A 15,589-nucleotide genomic window follows, 5' to 3' on the forward strand; every position below is an offset into this window, starting at 1 on the left:
TTGATCTGTGACGTTCTCGGACCGGCGTAACACCTATTCACTCTCGTACACACCGTATACACATGAGTACGATTCGCGTTTCCGAGGAGGTCAAGGAACGCCTGCGTGCCCTGAAGCGCGACGACGAGTCCTTCGACGAGCTACTGGATCGGTTGAGCCGCCGGGAGAAAGACATCGAGGAGATGGCCGGCAGTCTCGCCTTCCTCGACGAGGACGGGACATTGGAAGCGGAGATGCGGGCGGCCCACGACGAACTGAACGAGTCGCTGTCCCGCCGGCGATGATCGTTCTCGATCGTGACGTCCTCGCGAAGATCGCCGGCCGTGATCCGAACGAGGCGATCCTGTCACACCTCGGGCAGTACCGCAGAGAGGAGTGGACGATCCCCGCCGTCGTCGCCTGGGAGTCCTACAAGGCCGGGTCGGGCCGGACGGAGATGCTCAGGACCCAGCGCGTCCTCGACGAGCAGTTCGATCGCGTGCTGGATTTCACCGACGATTGTGCCCTCGAAGCCGGGTATCTCGACGAACAGCTTCGCGCACAGGGGATCCGGCTGGATCCCGCCGATCTGCTCAATCTCGCGACCGCCCACGCTGCGGGTGGCACGTTCGTCACGCACAATGCCACGGACTTCGACAAGCCACCGCTGTACGATCTTGTCGACCTCGACGTGGTGGTGACGGATTCCTGATCCGGAGACGAAACTCGCGGCTTCAACCCATTTCGACCCGAACCTCGTGGGCCTCGCCGTCCTCGAACGCGGGCACCACATTACCCTCGACCTTCTCGCCGTCGACTTCGACTGTCTCGACCCCACTTTCCACGCCGTCGGGATTCTCGACGCTGATCTCGTAGGTCGCCCCGCGGAACTCTCGGGTCATCTCGAAGCCGTCCCACTCGGCCGGGATCGTCGGGTCGATCACGAGGCCGTCGAAGGTCGGTCGAACGCCAAGCAGGTACTGGGTCGCACCGACGTACGCCCAGGAGGCAGTCCCGGTGAGCCAGGAGTTCTTCGCGACGCCGAACTCCTCGTGGGCGGGCCCGAGGACGTTCTGGCAGTAGACGTAGGGCTCGACGCGGCGCAGATCGGCGACGTCGTCGTGAGCCAGCGGGAGGAGCTGCCGGTAGTACTGGTGGGCGCGCTCGCCGTCGCCCAGCAGGCCGGCGGCGACGACCGACCACGTGTGGGCGTGACAGAAGATGCCGCCGTTCTCCTTGGCTCCTGGTGGATATGTCGTCGTCCCGCCGATTCGGTCGATCGTGCCCTCGCCCTCCCACGGTGGATCGAGCAGCGCGAAGCCGTACTCGGTGTTCAGGCGCTCGTGGGCCGATTCCATCGCCTGCTCGGCGCGCTCGTCGCTGAGGCCACCGAGTGCGGCCCAGGTCTGGGTGTTGAGCGAGATCTGCTGGTAGTCCTCGCTGGCCGATCCGATGACGCGCCCCTCGTCGTCGTAGGCGCGGGTGTACCACTCGCCGTCCCAGGCGTGCTCGTCGATCCGCTCGATCTCTGCCTCGCGTTTGGCGCGGAGTTCGGCGGCACGGTCGTCCTCGCCCAGGAACTCGTAGAGGCCGGCGACTTCATCGAGGACGCGACAGTACATCATCGCGACCATGACGCTGGCGGCCTCGCCGCTGCCGTCGTCGGGGTTTAGTGAGTCGTTCCAGTCGGCGTAACCCATCCGCGGGAGGCCGTGCTTACCGCGGTGGTCGTCGGTGAACGCGATGGCGCGCTCGATGTGCTCCCGGACGGTGCCCGTCGAGCCGTCCTCGAAGGGAATCTCGGCTTCCAGGAAGTCGTAGTCGCCGGTCTCCTTGAGATACTGGACGGTTCCCAGCACGAGAAAGAGATGGTCGTCGGAGAACCACTGCGGCTTGGACGGGTCCTCTTTTGCGAGGCCGGCGTCGCCCTCGCCGCTGAGTGGGTAGAACTGGTGCCAGGCGTGGCCGTCGGGGAACTGGATCGCCCAGAGGGCTTCCAGGGTCTCCCGGACCTGTTCCGGGACGGCGTGGACAATCGAGAGCGTGTCCTGGCTGGAATCCCGGGTTCCCATCCCGCGGCCCAGGCCAGCCTGGTAGCGGGAGGCCGTCCTGGACCAGTACAGCGTCGAGCGACACTGGATGGGGTTCCAGACGTTGAGCATGGTGTCCATCTCCGGGTCCGGAGTCTCGACCTGCAGCGTCGAGAGATAGTCGTCCCACTCCGCCTGCAGGGCGTCGAGTTCCGCCTCGACGACCGACGGATCGTCGTACTTCTCGATGAGAGCATCGTCGCGCTCGGGGGCCGTCAGGAAGACGATCCGCTCGTGCTCGCCCGGCTCGAGGGTGAGGTCGTGCTCGAACGACCCGATGACGTTGTCGTGGGTGGCTCGTGAGTTGCCGGCTGCTCCCGCTTTCAGGACGGCTGGTTCCTCCAGGCTGCCGTACTGGCCGACGAACTCCCGCCGCTGCGTGTCAAAGCCGACGACCTCGGCACTGGTCGCGTGGGTGTAGCTGAGTTCCTGGGCGGAAGAGTACATCTCGATGACGCCCTCTGTTTCGTCGACGCGGGCGCGCATGATCTGGCCCGTCCAGTCGAGGTTGGTCTGGTCGGCCAGCGCGTCCGGAAACGAGAATTCGACGTAGGAGAACGCGCCGAGCTGGCGGTTCTCCTCGCCGACGTTCTCCAGGTCCAGCACCCACAGCTCGCAGTCCTCACCGAGCGGCACGAAGTACGTCATCTCGGCGGCGATCCCGTCGTAGACGCTTTCGATCGTGGTGTAGCCCGGCCCGTGACGACACTCGTAGTCGTCGAGGTCCGTCTTCACGGGTTGCCAGGTCGGCGACCAGTACTCGCCGCTTTCCCGATCCTGCAGGTAGACGTACCGACCGGGCTGGTCGTCCGGGACGGCGTTGTATCGGTAGCGCGTTACGCGCTGATTCTTCGGATCCTTGTAGAAGCTGTACCCGCCGCCGGTGTTCGAGACGATCCCGCCGTAGACGCCCTCGCCGAGGTAGTTGATCCACGGCGTCGGCGTGTCGGGTTGTTCGATGACGTATTCGCCCGTTTCCTGATCGACGTGTCCGTATGTCATTGTCTGTCGTGGGTTGCTGGTGTCGGTTCGGTTACGGTACGATACAAAGCGGGGGAGCAGCCGCCTCAGCCCATCACGACGCGCACGTCGTGTGTCTCGCCGTCGCCGAGGTCGGGGATGGTCTGGCCGTCGATTTCCTCGCCGTCGACTTCGACCCGATCGACGCCCGATTCGACGTTGTCGGGGTTCTCGACGGTGATTTCGTAGGTCGCGCCGCGGAACTCGCGGTGGACCTCGTATTCGTCCCAGTCGGCCGGGATCGCCGGGTCGACGACGAGGCCGTCGTGGTCCGGGCGCACGCCGAGGATGTGCTGGGTGATCGCGACGTAGTTCCAGGCTGCTGTGCCCGTGAGCCAGGAGTTCTTGGCTTCGCCGGTGGTGGGGGCATCCGGGCCGGCGATGGTCTGGGCGTAGACGTACGGCTCGGTGGTGTGGACGTCGCTGATGTCCTCGCGGGCGGCCGGGCAAATACGCTTGTAGTAATCGAAGGCGCGCTCGCCGTTGCCGAGTTTGGCCTCGGTGATCATGATCCAGGGGTTGGTGTGACAGAAGACACTGCCGTTCTCCTTGTAGCCCGGCGGGTAGGAGGTGATCTCGCCGTAGCGCTCGTCGTATTCGGTGAAAGCGGGCTGGTGGAGCACGATCCCGTGCTCGGTCGCGAGACGCTCGCGGACCGAATCCATCGCGTCCTGAACTTTGCCGTCCTCGCGGCCGATTTCGGCCATCCCGCACATGCCGTTGGACTCGACGAAGATCTGGCCCTCGTCGTTCTCGCTCGAGCCGATGGGATCCTCGAAGTGGTCGTAGGCGCGGCGGAACCACTTGCCGTCCCAACCCGCATCGGCGACGGCTTCGGCCATCTCGTCGGCATATCGCTGGTAGTCCTCGGCCGCTTCGGGGAGGACGTCGGTCTGCTCGGCGAGTTCGGCCAACTCTTCGACGGCGTAGACGAACTGCCCGCCGATGAACACCGACTCCGCCCGTTCCTCGTCGACGTCGTGTTCGGCCGTCTGGAAGGACTCGTCGGGGTTCTCGGAGAAGCAGTTGAGGTTGAGACAGTCGTTCCAGTCGGCGTGGCCGATCAGCGGCAGGTCGTGGGGACCGCGGCGTTCCCACACGTACTCGACGGCGCGCTGGAGGTGCTCCGCGAGAGGGGCCTCCGTGCCGGGTTCGTTCTCGTAGACGACTTCTTCCTCCAGAATTGAGGTATCGCCGGTCTCCTTGACGTACGCGGCGGTGGACATGACCAGCCACATCGGGTCGTCGTTGAACCCGCCACCGATGTCGGCGTTGCCCTCGCCCGTGAGTGGCGTGTACTGGTGGTACGCGCCGCCGTCTTTCAGCTGGATCTTCGCGAGGTTCAGGATCCGCTGTCGAGCGCGATCCGGGAACTGATGGAGGACCGCGAGTTGATCCTGCAGGGAGTCACGGAAGCCGATCCCGCGCGTCAGGCCGGTCTCGTACAGCGAGGCCGACCGCGCGAGGTTCATCGTGACCGTGTTCTGGTAGGCGTTCCAGGTGTTGACCATCCGGTCGGTCTCCTCGTCCGGGGTTTCGACCTGCAGCGCCGAGAGCTGATCGTCCCAGAACTCGTTCAGTTCTTCGAAGGCCGCATCGAGCGCGTCGGGATCGCAGTACTCCTCGATGGTCCCCTCGACGTACTCCTTGTTGAGGACCTCCGGCGCTTCGAACTTTTCGTCCTCCGGGTTCTCGTGGTACCCCAGCAGGAAGACGACGTCCTCACTCTCGCCGGGTTCGAGTTCGAGATCGACCTGGTGGGAGCCGATCGGCGACCAGCCGTGGGCGATGGAGTCGGTGGCTTGGCCGTCTTCGAGCACCTGCGGCTCGTCGAAACCGTCGTACTGCCCGACGAAGGCGTCCCGCTGGGTGTCGAACCCGTCGATGTCGGCCGAGCAGGCGAAGTAGGCGAAGTGGTTGCGGCGTTCGCGATACTCGGTCTTCTGGTAGATGACCGAGTCCTCGACTTCGACCTCGCCGGTGTTGTAGTTGCGCTGGTAGTTCGAGATGTCGTCCATGGCGTCCCACAGGCAGAACTCCACGAGCGAGAAAAGCTGGAGACTGCGGGGTTCGTCGCTGTCGTTCTCGACGGTGACGCGCCAGGCTTCCAGATCCTCGCCCGGCGGAACGAAGTAGGTGACCTCGCCGGCGACCCCGTCCTTCTCGCCGCGGATCGTCGTGTATCCCAGTCCGTGGCGACACTCGTAGTCGTCGAGGTCGACGCGGGCGGGCTGCCAGGTCGGTGAGAAGTATTCCCCACTCTCGGCGTCACGCACATACAGGCCCCGGCCACCGACGTTTCGGGGCGCGTTGTTGTAGCGATAGCGGACCAGTCGACGATAGCGTGGATCCTGATAGAAACTGTATCCCCCACCAGTATTGGAAATCATCCCGACGTAATCCTGCCGACCGATGTAGTTGATCCAGGGTCGGGGCGTTTCCGGTTCAGTGATCACATATTCGCGTGCGTTGTCGTCGAAATTCCCATACTTCATATCTCAGTATAGCATCAAGTAGTGCCCTAAAGAATGTTGCGACATCCGGCACGTGCCGCGCCAGGGAGTGACGGAACGTCACGATTTTGGCCGTGCCACGCGATGGTTGTCCATGGACCATACTGTCGGCCCACGCCGTCTCCGAACCGACGGGATCAGGCCCCTGGTCAGCGAAACCAGCCTGGAGGCGACCGACCTGATCGCGCCCGTTTTCGTCGACGCGACGACTGACGAACGGGTCCCCATCGAGACGATGCCCGGCCACGAACGGGTCCCCGTTGGGGACGCCGTCGACCGTGTCGAGGAAATTAGGGACACCGGCGTCGAAGCCATCATCGTCTTCGGCGTGCCCGAATCCAAGGACTCGAAGGGATCGCGGGCCTGGTCCGACGATGGCGTCGTCCAGAAAGCAGTCCGACGGATCACCGCTGAGACCGACGCGTACGTCATCACCGACGTCTGTCTGTGTGAGTACACCGACCACGGCCACTGTGGTCTCCTCGAAGACGACGCCCGAGACGATTCGACGCTGACCGTCCGCAACGACAAGACGCTCTCGGCGCTGTCGCGGATCGCCGTCTCCCACGCCGAGGCGGGGGCGGACATGGTCGCCCCCTCAGCGATGATGGACGGCATGGTCGGGGCTATCCGCGAGGGTCTCGACGCCGCCGGCCACACCGAGGTGCCGATCATGAGCTACGCAGCGAAGTACGAGTCGGCGTTTTACGGTCCGTTTCGGGACGCCGCCGACGGCGCGCCGGCCTTCGGTGATCGGCGGCACTACCAGATGGATCCCGCCAACGCCCGCGAGGCGATGCGCGAAGTCGGATTGGACATCGAGGAAGGGGCCGACGTACTCATGGTCAAACCCGCACTCCCGTATCTGGATATCGTCCGTGATGTGCGCGAGCGCTTCGACCATCCCGTCGCCGCCTACAACGTCAGCGGCGAGTATGCCATGCTGCACGCCGCCGCGGAGAAGGGGTGGCTCGACCTCGAGGCCACGGCCTACGAGTCGCTCCTTTCGATCAAGCGCGCGGGCGCGGACCTGATTGTGACGTACTTCGCCGAGGAACTGGCCGAGCGGTTGTAGCAGCGCACACCTGCCGCTTTGGCGGGGATTTATCCTCGCCCCGGCCGGAGGTCGGTCGTATGTCGCCAGCCACTGACGACACCGACCTCGAACTCGTGATGGCAATCGTTCGCCCGGAGAAACTCAGCGACGTCAAGGCTTCTCTCGCCGAGGCCGGCGCGCCGTCGCTGACGGTGACGCAGGTCTCGGGGCGTGGCTCACAGCCGGCCAAGACCGGCCAGTGGCGCGGCGAGGAGTACGTCATCGATCTCCACCAGAAGATCAAAGTCGAGTGCGTCGTCGAGAGCGGGGAGACCGAAAATGTCGTTGAGGCATTCCGTGAGGGTGCAAACACAGGCGAAAAAGGGGATGGCAAGATCTTCGTCCTCCCCGTCGCCGATGCCGTCCAGGTCCGGACCGGTGACCGCGGTACCGACGCGATCTGAACTGACTGAAGGCTGTATTTTTCGGCTCAGTCCCGATGCGCGCGACGCTTGGCCAGTCTCTCACCGCTGAGGACCGTTCAGTGCCGTTGATGATCGTCCAATTCTCCCCTCGACAGCACGTGCAATGGTGACCGTCCGATGACCTTATATTGGTTATATTCTACCCAAGTTTAGACGTTTGTCCTATTATAGACTGGAAATAAGCACACGATCAACCAAGGAATTATATACTATCCTATCTTGGCCTCGAACCGAGATGGCAACCACGAACGTTGCTGAATGCGGTGGAAAAGCACACGGATTATCAGAAATGAGCGGAACAGCTGGAACGGAGGTGTCGTAGTATGGCACTGGATCCAACCGCGGTCGCCAACAGCGTCAACAACATCTGGATCCTGCTGGTCTCGTTCCTGATCTTCTTCATGCAGCCTGGATTCGCGCTGCTGGAGGCGGGTCAGGTACGAGCGAAGAACGCGGCAAACGTCGTCATGAAGAACCTGATGGACTGGTCGCTGGGGCTGCTCTCGTACTTCCTGCTTGGCAGCGCCGTTGCAGTCATCGCCGGGCTCGTGACGACCGGCGGTGCGGGCCTGGATCTCAGCACTGCCTTCGCCTTCCAGGGAGAGGCCAGTAGCTGGATCGGCTGGCTGTTCGGGGCCGTCTTCGCGATGACGGCGGCGACGATCGTCTCCGGCGCTGTCGCCGGCCGGATGAAGTTCTCCGCGTACGTCATCTTCGCCGTGGTCCTGACGGCGTTCATCTACCCCGTCATCCAGGGCTTCGCCTGGGGTGGCAACGGATTGCTGTCCAGCGCGGGGTTCCTGGGTGAAGCGATCGGTGCGGGGTACAAGGACTTCGCCGGGGCGACGGTCGTCCACGCGCTCGGCGGGACGGCAGGGCTCACCGCGGCGTACATGGTCGGTGCGCGGTCCGGGCGGTTTGATTCCGACGGTAACTCCCAACCGATCCCCGGTCACTCGCTGATCTTCGCCGTGCTCGGAACGCTGATCCTGGCCTTCGGCTGGTACGGGTTCAACGTCGGTACGCAGGCGACGGTCCTGAGCGTCGCCGAGGACGGGACCGTCAGCTACATGGGCGGGGCATTGGGTCGCGTCGCGCTGACGACGACGCTGGCGATGGGTGCCGGTGCTGTCGCCTCGACGATCGTGACGGCGATCCAGGACAAACCCGATCCGCTGTTCGCCGCCAACGGCCTGCTGGCGGGTCTGGTCGCCATCACCGGCGCCTGTGCGCACGTCACCTGGTGGGGCGGTCTCATCATCGGCGCCATCGGTGGCCTGCAGGCTCCGTTCGTCTACAGATGGGTCGTCGACTCACTGGGGATCGACGACGTCTGTGGCGTCTTCGCCGTCCACGGGAGCGCGGGCTTCATCGGGACGGCACTGATCCCGTTCTTCTGGACCGAGTACTGGCTCGGCGATGCAGTCATCAACGACGTTATTACCCAGTTCGCCATGCAGATGACGGGCATCGTCGTGATCGGTGTCTGGGCCGTGCTGGCGACGATGGTCACGCTGACCATCGTCCGCGCTATCGTAGGCTCCCTCAAGGTCACTCCGGAAGAAGAGGCTGAAGGACTCGACCTCGGCGAACACGGCATTTCGGCCTACCCCGAATTCGGCGAGGGATCCGGCTCACCGGGTGCCGAAGCTGTCGCCGACGGCGGCGAAGTACGGACTGACGGCGGTGAAGTCCGAACCGACGGCGGTCGCTCGCTCAACGGAGGTGACAACGAATGAGTGAATCCGAAGCTGACGACGAGATCAAGCTCGTCATGGCCATGATCCGCCCCGATCGGCTGGGCGCGGTCAAGCAAGCCCTCGCTGAGGTCGGCGCTCCGTCGCTGACGGTCACGCAGGTCTCGGGCCGCGGCTCACAGGCCGCAAAGAAGGGCCAGTGGCGCGGCGAGGAGTACGTCGTCGACCTGCTCCAGAAGGTCAAAATCGAGTGTGTGGTGGCCGAGATCCCCGCGGAGGACGTCGTCGAGGCGATCCGCGAGGCGGCTCACACCGGCGAGAAGGGCGACGGCAAGATCTTCGTCCTGCCCGTCGATGACGCCGTCCAGGTCCGCACCGGCGAGAGTGGCCCGGGAGCAGTCTGAATACACAGGGAACGACATGGACCCCGACGACATCGACCACGCGCTCGTTGACGCCCTCCTCGAAGACGGCCGTGCGTCGATTCAGGACCTCGCCACCGAGGCTGGCGTCGCTGTCGAGACTGCCGAACGACGGATCGAGGCCCTGGAGGACGCCGGCGTCATCCAGGGGTACACCGCGACGATCGACTACGACGAACTCGGCTACGACGTGACGGCCGTCGTGCGCCTCCGCGTCGGCGGTTCGATCGAGGCCCTCAGCGAGACCCTGGAGGCGTATTCCTGGGCCCGGTCGGCGTACGAGGTGACCGGGGAGGACGACTTCCTGCTGGTCGGGCGGTTCCTCGACACCGACGACATGCACGAGAAAGTCGCCGAACTCCTGACCGAGCCATCCGTTCGATCGGTCACTGTCGACGTGGCTGTCGACGAACTCCGGCGGTTCGAACCCATGTGGCTCGGGGACGCCGACGCCTGAGCAACTCGCGCGCGCTCTCCCCGCGGCTTCCGATTTTCCGCCCACATCTCCCACACGAACGTCCAGTTCTGGCCGGCGAAACCGGACTGACATCGGACAATGAATGGCCTTATATCCATAATACTCTTCCCCATTTTGAACAAACATCCACCTATACGTACCAATACTTCACGTATTCAACCAAAAGTATATATCTTCGAATGCCCCATCCGTCAAACCGTGATGAATACGATAGACGTTGCAGTTTCGTCGGAAAAGGTGGACGATCACACATCTCTCAACTTCGACTGCGAACGGGGGTGTCGCTGACGTGGCGGTGGATCCGTCAGTGGTCATGGAGGGGGTCAACAACCTCTGGATCCTCGTCGTGACCTTCCTGATTTTCTTCATGCACGCCGGCTTCGCCATGCTTGAGGCCGGCCAGGTCAGGGCGAAGAACGTCGCCAACCAGCTCACCAAGAACCTCCTGACCTGGAGCGTCGGGGTGTCGCTGTTTTTCCTCGTCGGGTACGGCATCTCCCAGTTCGTCGCCGGCCTCGGGTTCACGCCCGCGTTCGAACTCGCTGCCGCCGACTGGATCGACTGGCTGTTCGGGGCCGTCTTCGCGATGACGGCCGCCACGATCGTCTCCGGGGCCGTCGCCGGTCGGGCGAAGCTCCGGGCGTACGTCATCTACACGATCGCGCTCGCGGCGATCATCTATCCCGTCGTGATCGGGTTCACCTGGACGCCCGAGACTGGCTTGATCCCCTGGCTCACCGGGACGCTCCTGGGCACCGAGGTCGCATTCCAGGACTTCGCCGGCGGGATGATCGTCCACGGCATGGGTGGCCTCGCCGGGTTGACCGCCGCCTGGATCTTGGGCGCTCGCATCGGTCGGTTCGACGACGACTCGGTCAACGTCATCCCGGGCCACTCGGTCACCTTTGCCGTCCTGGGGACGCTCATGCTCGCGTTCGGGTGGTACGGGTTCAACGTCGGCACCCAGTTCCAGATCCTCGTCGTCGAGGACGGGGGCCTGACATTCATGGGCGGCGCGCTCGGGCGCGTCGCGATGACGACCACGCTCTCGATGGCCGCCGGCGCGATGGGGGCCGCGTTCGTCGCCTGGCTCAAGACCGGCAAAGTCGACACCCTGTACGTCGCCAACGGGCTGTTGGCCGGCCTCGTCGGGATCACGGCGATCCCGAATACGACTGCCTGGTGGGGTGCCTTCCTCGTCGGTGGCCTCGCCGGCGCGCAGTTGCCGGTCGTGTTCACCTTCGTCGAGAAGCGACTCAACATCGACGACGTCTGTGCGGTCTTCCCCGTCCACGGCAGCGCCGGGATGCTCGGTGCCCTGGCGTTCCCCTTCGTCGCCGCACCGGGCGTGCTCGCCGACCGGGGCGTCACTGTGTTTGAAGCCTTCGCCGCCCAGGTGCTCGGCGTCGGAATCATCGCCGCCTGGACGATCCTTGCGACCGGTGTCGTCTGGGGCGGTCTCCGCGCTATCGGGCAGGCACGCGTGTCCCCCGAACACGAACGCGACGGGCTGGACGCCTCCGAGCACGGCGTCGAAACCTACCCCGAGTTCGGCATGGGCGAGGAACCGACGGTGATGACCGACGGTGCACCCCAGCTTCGGACGGACGGCGGTGATTACGATGAGTGACGACGGATCACCGTCGGATTCCTCACCCGGAGACGGGGTGTCGGCGGATTCGACGGCTGACGCCCGCAACATCGAACTCGTGATGGCGGTCGTCCGCCCGGAGAAACTCGGGGCGATCAAGACCGCGCTGGCGGAGGTCGGCGCGCCCTCGTTGACGGTCACGCAGGTGTCCGGCCGGGGTTCACAGGCCGCCAAGACCGGCCAGTGGCGCGGCGAGGAGTACGTCGTCGACCTCCACCAGAAAGTCAAAATCGAGTGCATTGTCGCCGACGTGCCGAGTGAGGACGTCGTCGAGGCGATCCGCGAGGCGGCTCACACCGGCGAGAAGGGCGATGGTAAGATCTTTGTCCTGCCCGTCGAGGACGCCGTCCAGGTTCGAACCGGCGATAGCGGGCCCGACGCCGTCTGAGTCACTTACGGTCGTCTTGCCACGCCGCCCGTGTCCGATATTCCAAGACAGCACGATCGCGATTTTTGCCCGCCATCGCAAGACAGTAGGGCTCCAACCCACAATTCCTGGCGATGAGTAGCTACCAGCCGGGCACTTGTAACATCGGACCGACTCAACGTCGTCGTCGCCTCGCTATCGCGGCCGTGGCGTTCACACTCGCGACAGCCCAGATCGTCGCGACGGTTCTCGGCTGGCTGCCTGAACCCGTCCTCGTCGGTGTGTTCGTGCCACTTTCGATCGGCTTCGAGTGGGGGCTCCAGGCACACACCGGCTTTTGCGTGCGGCTTGCGTTGCTGGGCCGCTATGATTTCCGTGGGGCCGGCGGGACCGCTGATTCGGTTCGGGATTCGGATTACCGGCGGGCTGACGGCGTCCAGGCCGCCAAGCTCTCGATCGCGGGGGTCACGCTGAGTGTGTTGATGACTGCCGCCGTCGCTCTGGCGGTCTGATCGAACCCCCCACTGGCCGGCCCGCCACTCACACGCCGATCGCTCGGACCGGTGCCCCGTCGCCATCTATTCTGACCGGGTATGCCCGGAGTTCGAACCGCTCGTCGACCGCCCCGAGATTTCGCAGGTTCTCGAAGATCACCAGCCCCGCCCCCAAAATCGCGTGATGAGCAGGGAACCCGCTCGGTTCCGCTGGGCCGGCCCGCTCGCTCGGCGTCGGATCGGGGTTGAGCGTATCGACGCCGACGGCCAGCCCCTGTTCGGCACAGCGTTCGGCGGCCGCCGGCGAGAGATAGGGGTGATCGAGATACCGCTCGGTCCCCCAGTGTTCGTCCCAGCCGGTCCAGAAGACCAGACAGTCCACGTCGGGGTCGACCGCCGGGACGCGGCCGGCCGGGATCGACTCGCGGGCGTCGAGATCCTGGCAGTCCACACGACGAGCGCTGCGGTTGAAGGCCGCAACGTCGAACCTGTCGAGCGTTTTCCCATCCGGTTCGGTGTGTGCCGGGGCGTCGACGTGCGTCCCGGTATGGGTCCCGCAGGTGAGCCTGGATTCCCGATAGCCCACGGAGTCATGTTCGGCGACGGACTCGATGTTGACGGCCGGATCGCCGGGATAGGTTTGCATCCCGGTCTCGATCGGCTGCGTGAGATCGTGCATGAAGGTGGGAGGAAGTCACCAGTGGTAAATCCGCGGGGACAACAGGGCCCATTCCGTGTGTAGTCCTTCCTGAAGACGGATCCTGCGTTAGAACGACTGGCCGGAATTTGAACCGGAGGAAGACGGTCGCCCTCCCCATGGTCGGCCGCTGCGTCTTCCAGGGATTCAAATTCCGGTTTGGCATTTCACTCGCTCAGGACCCCATCGCTGACGCTCCGGGGTCAATCGCTCGGAAAAAGCCTAGGCCGGAATTTGAATCCGGGGTCTCGTCCTTACCAAGGACGCGCTTTACCGCTAAGCTACCCAGGCACGCATCACGTGCTTACTCCGAGTTGACTTTAGGCGTTTCGATTTTCAGTGGTCAGCCGAGGTCCGAACCCCATCGCTGGCAGTCGAATCGACGGCGACGAGTCTCGCCAGTTGCTCGGATTCCGGCTCTGCCGTGTCGCCGTTGGTTCGGGCCTTCCGAGCGAGCGAACCCGCGTATTCACGCAACGAGGGCGACGGCTGACCGCCGACCGCGGTCGTCCCGGCGACGGTCGCCAGTTCGTAGACGTCGGCTTCGAGGTTGTGATCCAGCGAGGGATCGTCGGTTTCACGCCTGACGGTCTGATCTCGACCAAAGGACTGCACGGTGCCGACAGCCTCGTCGGCGGCTTCCGTCCGTGCCAGGAGATGAAAGCCCCTGGCGACCAGAATGTCGGCGATTAGCACGTCCAGATCACCGTCCTCTTTTCGACCCGAGAGCCACGGGGGGTCCTGGGACAGCGTTCGGGTCAGTGCCAGCCCCTCGTAGATCAACTGGACGCCGACGGCGCGCCGGGCGATCGCATCCGCCAGCGGATCGTCGGGTCGCTCGAACACCGGACGAGCCGCACTGGTCCCACGCCGTTCGAGAACGGCCCGCGCACACCGTACTGTAAGAACGCCGGCCGTCATCGAACTTCGGTCGAGGCGTGACACGATTCGATCGTGCAGCCGCTCGGGCTCGACGCCCTCGAGGACTTCCTTCGCGGCCCGGCGAACCACCGCGACTTCCTGCATTAAGCAAACCTAGTGGAGGGAAAGTCAAAGACCTTTGGAAAGCCCCCCTTAATAAACCCAATCGGAACGCTTGGATGTCCGCTTGCACCCAGACAGTAGTCTCTACAACGACTCGGGGGCCGGTGGCACCGACCGTTTGTGACCGCTCTGTTCGTAGAGCGTGCGGACGCGCTCGACGATTTCTTCGTCGACGCCAATGATCCGGGCCGTTGCACTTGTCCCGACTTCGCCCTCGATTGCCAGTGCGAGAATCGAATCGAGCGTGTCGTACTCGACGCCGAGTTCCGCTTCATCGGTCTGGTCGACCCACATGCCGGCGGTCGGCGTGCGCTCGGCTATCTCCTCGGGGACGCCGACGTGGCGGGCCAGCTGGCGGACCTGCTGTTTGTAGAGGTTCGCGATCGGATGGCAGTCGACGGCCCCGTCGCCGTACTTCGTGAAGTAGCCCGTCAACGACTCGGTGCGGTTGCCCGTCCCCAGCACCAGTGCGTTCTCGGTGTTGGCGACGAGGTAATTTAGTACTGCACGCGCACGGACGCGAACGTTCCCGACTGCCATCTTCTCGCCTTCGGCTTCCGGATAGGCGTCGAGGAACGTGTCGACGATCGGGTTGATCTCGATGACGTCGTATTCGATACCCAGGTCCATCGCCACGCGCTCGGCGTCGCTCATCGTCGCCTCGTCGTTGACCGAACTCGGCATGACCAGCCCGTGGAGGTTCTCGGCCCCGATAGCCTCGACAGCGAGATGGGCGACAAGCGAACTATCGACGCCACCGGAGAGGCCTAGCACTGCCCGATCGACCCCAGCGGCATCGAGTTGGTCCGCGATGAAGTCCGTGATGTGCTCGCGATGTGCGTCGAGCTCATCGATCGACAGCGACAGATCGAGTGGCGAGTCTCCTCGCGTGATCGACTCCATTTCTGACATATACGAAGCTATTGGGATTCCAGGAACTAATAGTCACTCTTCGACGCGATATTGCTGGACGAGCGTGGCGTCTTCGACGCCGAGTCGGCACACGACGACGAAGCGCTATGTTCAAGTGTGATCACGGGGATATGGAAACCGAAGGCAGCAATCGAGCGCCGGTGTCTTGCCGAGCGGAGCGAGGCAAGGCTCGGAACGCGAGGCGACGAGCGTTCCGGTGGTGAGCAAATCCTTCGGATTTGCGAGCCTCGGCGCGCGAGGAACGCAGTGCACAAGCGCCGGTGTCCTGTCGAGCGAAGCGAGACAGGGCTCGGCGCACGAGCGAACGAAGTGAGCGACGTGCGCCGGTGGTCTAGTGGTAGGACATGAGCTTCCCAAGCTCATAGCCCGGGTTCAATTCCCGGCCGGCGCACTTTTGCGGCGAACAACCCGTGAGCCGCAAGTGCGTTTTGAGGGAATTGAATCACGCAAATCCGAGCGGTAGCGAGGATTTGCCATCGGGTTCAATTCCCGGCCGGCGCATCTCATTCCTCCTTTCAGTCGTCATTCGATGCGCCGGGAGCACAGCTCCCGAGTCCCGCCTCGTGTACTCGGCGGGACGCCGCCCGTAGATCGCGAAGCCGAAGGCTTCGCTCACTTCCGATAGACTCACTTTGTTCGTCTATCGACGTTCGCCTCGCCATGCTCGGCGAACTCCCGGCCGG

At 64.1% G+C, this 15,589-nt stretch carries 15 protein-coding genes and 2 tRNA genes; 11 read left to right on the forward strand and 6 right to left on the reverse strand.

Annotation, left to right across the window (positions count from 1 at the left end):
* The first annotated feature begins 62 nt into the window (after window positions 1–62).
* Both HBNXHr_RS01250 and HBNXHr_RS01255 read left to right on the forward strand, forming a co-directional pair.
* Window positions 63–284, forward strand: a complete 222-nt coding sequence (locus HBNXHr_RS01250) for an antitoxin VapB family protein (protein ID WP_275882846.1) — start codon at window positions 63–65, stop codon at window positions 282–284.
* Window positions 281–691 carry a type II toxin-antitoxin system VapC family toxin gene (locus HBNXHr_RS01255; RefSeq protein WP_275882847.1) on the forward strand — a complete coding sequence of 137 codons (411 nt, stop codon included), beginning with the start codon at window positions 281–283 and terminating at the stop codon, window positions 689–691. Before HBNXHr_RS01250 ends, HBNXHr_RS01255 begins: the two co-directional genes overlap by 4 nt.
* Before the next feature lie 22 nt (window positions 692–713).
* Here HBNXHr_RS01255 and HBNXHr_RS01260 read toward each other — a convergent pair whose 3' ends face one another.
* Entirely contained in the window at window positions 714–3,071 is a 2,358-nt protein-coding gene (locus tag HBNXHr_RS01260) for a glycosyl transferase family 36 (protein WP_275882848.1), read from the reverse strand.
* A 65-nt stretch (window positions 3,072–3,136) separates the two neighbouring features.
* Window positions 3,137–5,584 carry a glycosyl hydrolase family 65 protein gene (locus tag HBNXHr_RS01265; protein WP_275882849.1) on the reverse strand — a complete coding sequence of 816 codons (2,448 nt, stop codon included), beginning with the start codon at window positions 5,582–5,584 and terminating at the stop codon, window positions 3,137–3,139.
* Between the two features lie 112 nt (window positions 5,585–5,696).
* Here HBNXHr_RS01265 and hemB point away from each other — a divergent pair, with 112 nt between their 5' ends.
* The 8 genes from hemB to HBNXHr_RS01305 all read left to right on the forward strand — a co-directional run bounded on the left by hemB (window position 5,697) and on the right by HBNXHr_RS01305 (window position 12,250).
* Window positions 5,697–6,677, forward strand: coding sequence for a porphobilinogen synthase (gene hemB, locus HBNXHr_RS01270; RefSeq protein WP_275882850.1), 981 nt, complete (start codon window positions 5,697–5,699; stop codon window positions 6,675–6,677).
* Between the two features lie 59 nt (window positions 6,678–6,736).
* Window positions 6,737–7,102, forward strand: coding sequence for a P-II family nitrogen regulator (locus HBNXHr_RS01275; RefSeq protein WP_275882851.1), 366 nt, complete (start codon window positions 6,737–6,739; stop codon window positions 7,100–7,102).
* Between the two features lie 344 nt (window positions 7,103–7,446).
* Entirely contained in the window at window positions 7,447–8,862 is a 1,416-nt protein-coding gene (locus HBNXHr_RS01280) for an ammonium transporter (protein WP_275882852.1), read from the forward strand.
* Window positions 8,859–9,224 (forward strand): P-II family nitrogen regulator, encoded by a 366-nt coding sequence (locus HBNXHr_RS01285; RefSeq protein WP_275738809.1) that lies wholly within the window; start codon window positions 8,859–8,861, stop codon window positions 9,222–9,224. Before HBNXHr_RS01280 ends, HBNXHr_RS01285 begins: the two co-directional genes overlap by 4 nt.
* 16 nt (window positions 9,225–9,240) lie before the next feature.
* Complete coding sequence (locus HBNXHr_RS01290) at window positions 9,241–9,699, forward strand: Lrp/AsnC family transcriptional regulator (RefSeq protein WP_275738811.1); 459 nt, start codon at window positions 9,241–9,243, stop codon at window positions 9,697–9,699.
* 310 nt (window positions 9,700–10,009) lie between these two features.
* Window positions 10,010–11,350 carry an ammonium transporter gene (locus HBNXHr_RS01295; RefSeq protein ID WP_345799498.1) on the forward strand — a complete coding sequence of 447 codons (1,341 nt, stop codon included), beginning with the start codon at window positions 10,010–10,012 and terminating at the stop codon, window positions 11,348–11,350.
* An 82-nt stretch (window positions 11,351–11,432) separates the two neighbouring features.
* Window positions 11,433–11,759: a P-II family nitrogen regulator gene (locus HBNXHr_RS01300; protein ID WP_275740847.1), complete on the forward strand. Its 327-nt coding sequence runs from the start codon at window positions 11,433–11,435 to the stop codon at window positions 11,757–11,759.
* Window positions 11,760–11,872: 113 nt separating this feature from the next.
* Entirely contained in the window at window positions 11,873–12,250 is a 378-nt protein-coding gene (locus tag HBNXHr_RS01305) for a hypothetical protein (RefSeq protein WP_275882853.1), read from the forward strand.
* 28 nt (window positions 12,251–12,278) lie between these two features.
* On the opposite strand, the gene HBNXHr_RS01310 is transcribed toward HBNXHr_RS01305, so the two are convergent.
* From HBNXHr_RS01310 to HBNXHr_RS01325, 4 genes are all read right to left on the reverse strand, one after another.
* Window positions 12,279–12,911 (reverse strand): cyclase family protein, encoded by a 633-nt coding sequence (locus HBNXHr_RS01310; RefSeq protein WP_275882854.1) that lies wholly within the window; start codon window positions 12,909–12,911, stop codon window positions 12,279–12,281.
* 237 nt (window positions 12,912–13,148) lie between these two features.
* Window positions 13,149–13,220, reverse strand: a tRNA-Thr gene (locus tag HBNXHr_RS01315).
* A gap of 45 nt (window positions 13,221–13,265) precedes the next feature.
* Window positions 13,266–13,955, reverse strand: a complete 690-nt coding sequence (locus tag HBNXHr_RS01320; protein ID WP_275882855.1) for a hypothetical protein — start codon at window positions 13,953–13,955, stop codon at window positions 13,266–13,268.
* A 102-nt stretch (window positions 13,956–14,057) separates the two neighbouring features.
* Window positions 14,058–14,885: an NAD+ synthase gene (locus HBNXHr_RS01325; RefSeq protein ID WP_275882856.1), complete on the reverse strand. Its 828-nt coding sequence runs from the start codon at window positions 14,883–14,885 to the stop codon at window positions 14,058–14,060.
* A gap of 341 nt (window positions 14,886–15,226) precedes the next feature.
* On the opposite strand from HBNXHr_RS01325, the gene HBNXHr_RS01330 reads away from it, so the two are divergent.
* Window positions 15,227–15,297: transfer RNA gene (locus tag HBNXHr_RS01330), tRNA-Gly, on the forward strand.
* Window positions 15,298–15,589 lie beyond the last annotated feature (292 nt).

This window comes from Halorhabdus sp. BNX81 (genome assembly GCF_029229925.1).
Classification (GTDB): domain Archaea; phylum Halobacteriota; class Halobacteria; order Halobacteriales; family Haloarculaceae; genus Halorhabdus.

Bases quoted from the DNA above. Each gene is read 5' to 3' on its own strand.
- HBNXHr_RS01250 (WP_275882846.1), top strand. From the start codon at position 63: ATGAGTACGATTCGCGTTTCCGAGGAGGTCAAGGAACGCCTGCGTGCC.
- HBNXHr_RS01255 (WP_275882847.1), top strand. From the start codon at position 281: ATGATCGTTCTCGATCGTGACGTCCTCGCGAAGATCGCCGGCCGTGAT.
- HBNXHr_RS01260 (WP_275882848.1), bottom strand. From the start codon at position 3,071: ATGACATACGGACACGTCGATCAGGAAACGGGCGAATACGTCATCGAA.
- HBNXHr_RS01265 (WP_275882849.1), bottom strand. From the start codon at position 5,584: ATGAAGTATGGGAATTTCGACGACAACGCACGCGAATATGTGATCACT.
- hemB (WP_275882850.1), top strand. From the start codon at position 5,697: ATGGACCATACTGTCGGCCCACGCCGTCTCCGAACCGACGGGATCAGG.
- HBNXHr_RS01275 (WP_275882851.1), top strand. From the start codon at position 6,737: ATGTCGCCAGCCACTGACGACACCGACCTCGAACTCGTGATGGCAATC.
- HBNXHr_RS01280 (WP_275882852.1), top strand. From the start codon at position 7,447: ATGGCACTGGATCCAACCGCGGTCGCCAACAGCGTCAACAACATCTGG.
- HBNXHr_RS01285 (WP_275738809.1), top strand. From the start codon at position 8,859: ATGAGTGAATCCGAAGCTGACGACGAGATCAAGCTCGTCATGGCCATG.
- HBNXHr_RS01290 (WP_275738811.1), top strand. From the start codon at position 9,241: ATGGACCCCGACGACATCGACCACGCGCTCGTTGACGCCCTCCTCGAA.
- HBNXHr_RS01300 (WP_275740847.1), top strand. From the start codon at position 11,433: ATGGCGGTCGTCCGCCCGGAGAAACTCGGGGCGATCAAGACCGCGCTG.
- HBNXHr_RS01305 (WP_275882853.1), top strand. From the start codon at position 11,873: ATGAGTAGCTACCAGCCGGGCACTTGTAACATCGGACCGACTCAACGT.
- HBNXHr_RS01310 (WP_275882854.1), bottom strand. From the start codon at position 12,911: ATGCACGATCTCACGCAGCCGATCGAGACCGGGATGCAAACCTATCCC.
- HBNXHr_RS01320 (WP_275882855.1), bottom strand. From the start codon at position 13,955: ATGCAGGAAGTCGCGGTGGTTCGCCGGGCCGCGAAGGAAGTCCTCGAG.
- HBNXHr_RS01325 (WP_275882856.1), bottom strand. From the start codon at position 14,885: ATGTCAGAAATGGAGTCGATCACGCGAGGAGACTCGCCACTCGATCTG.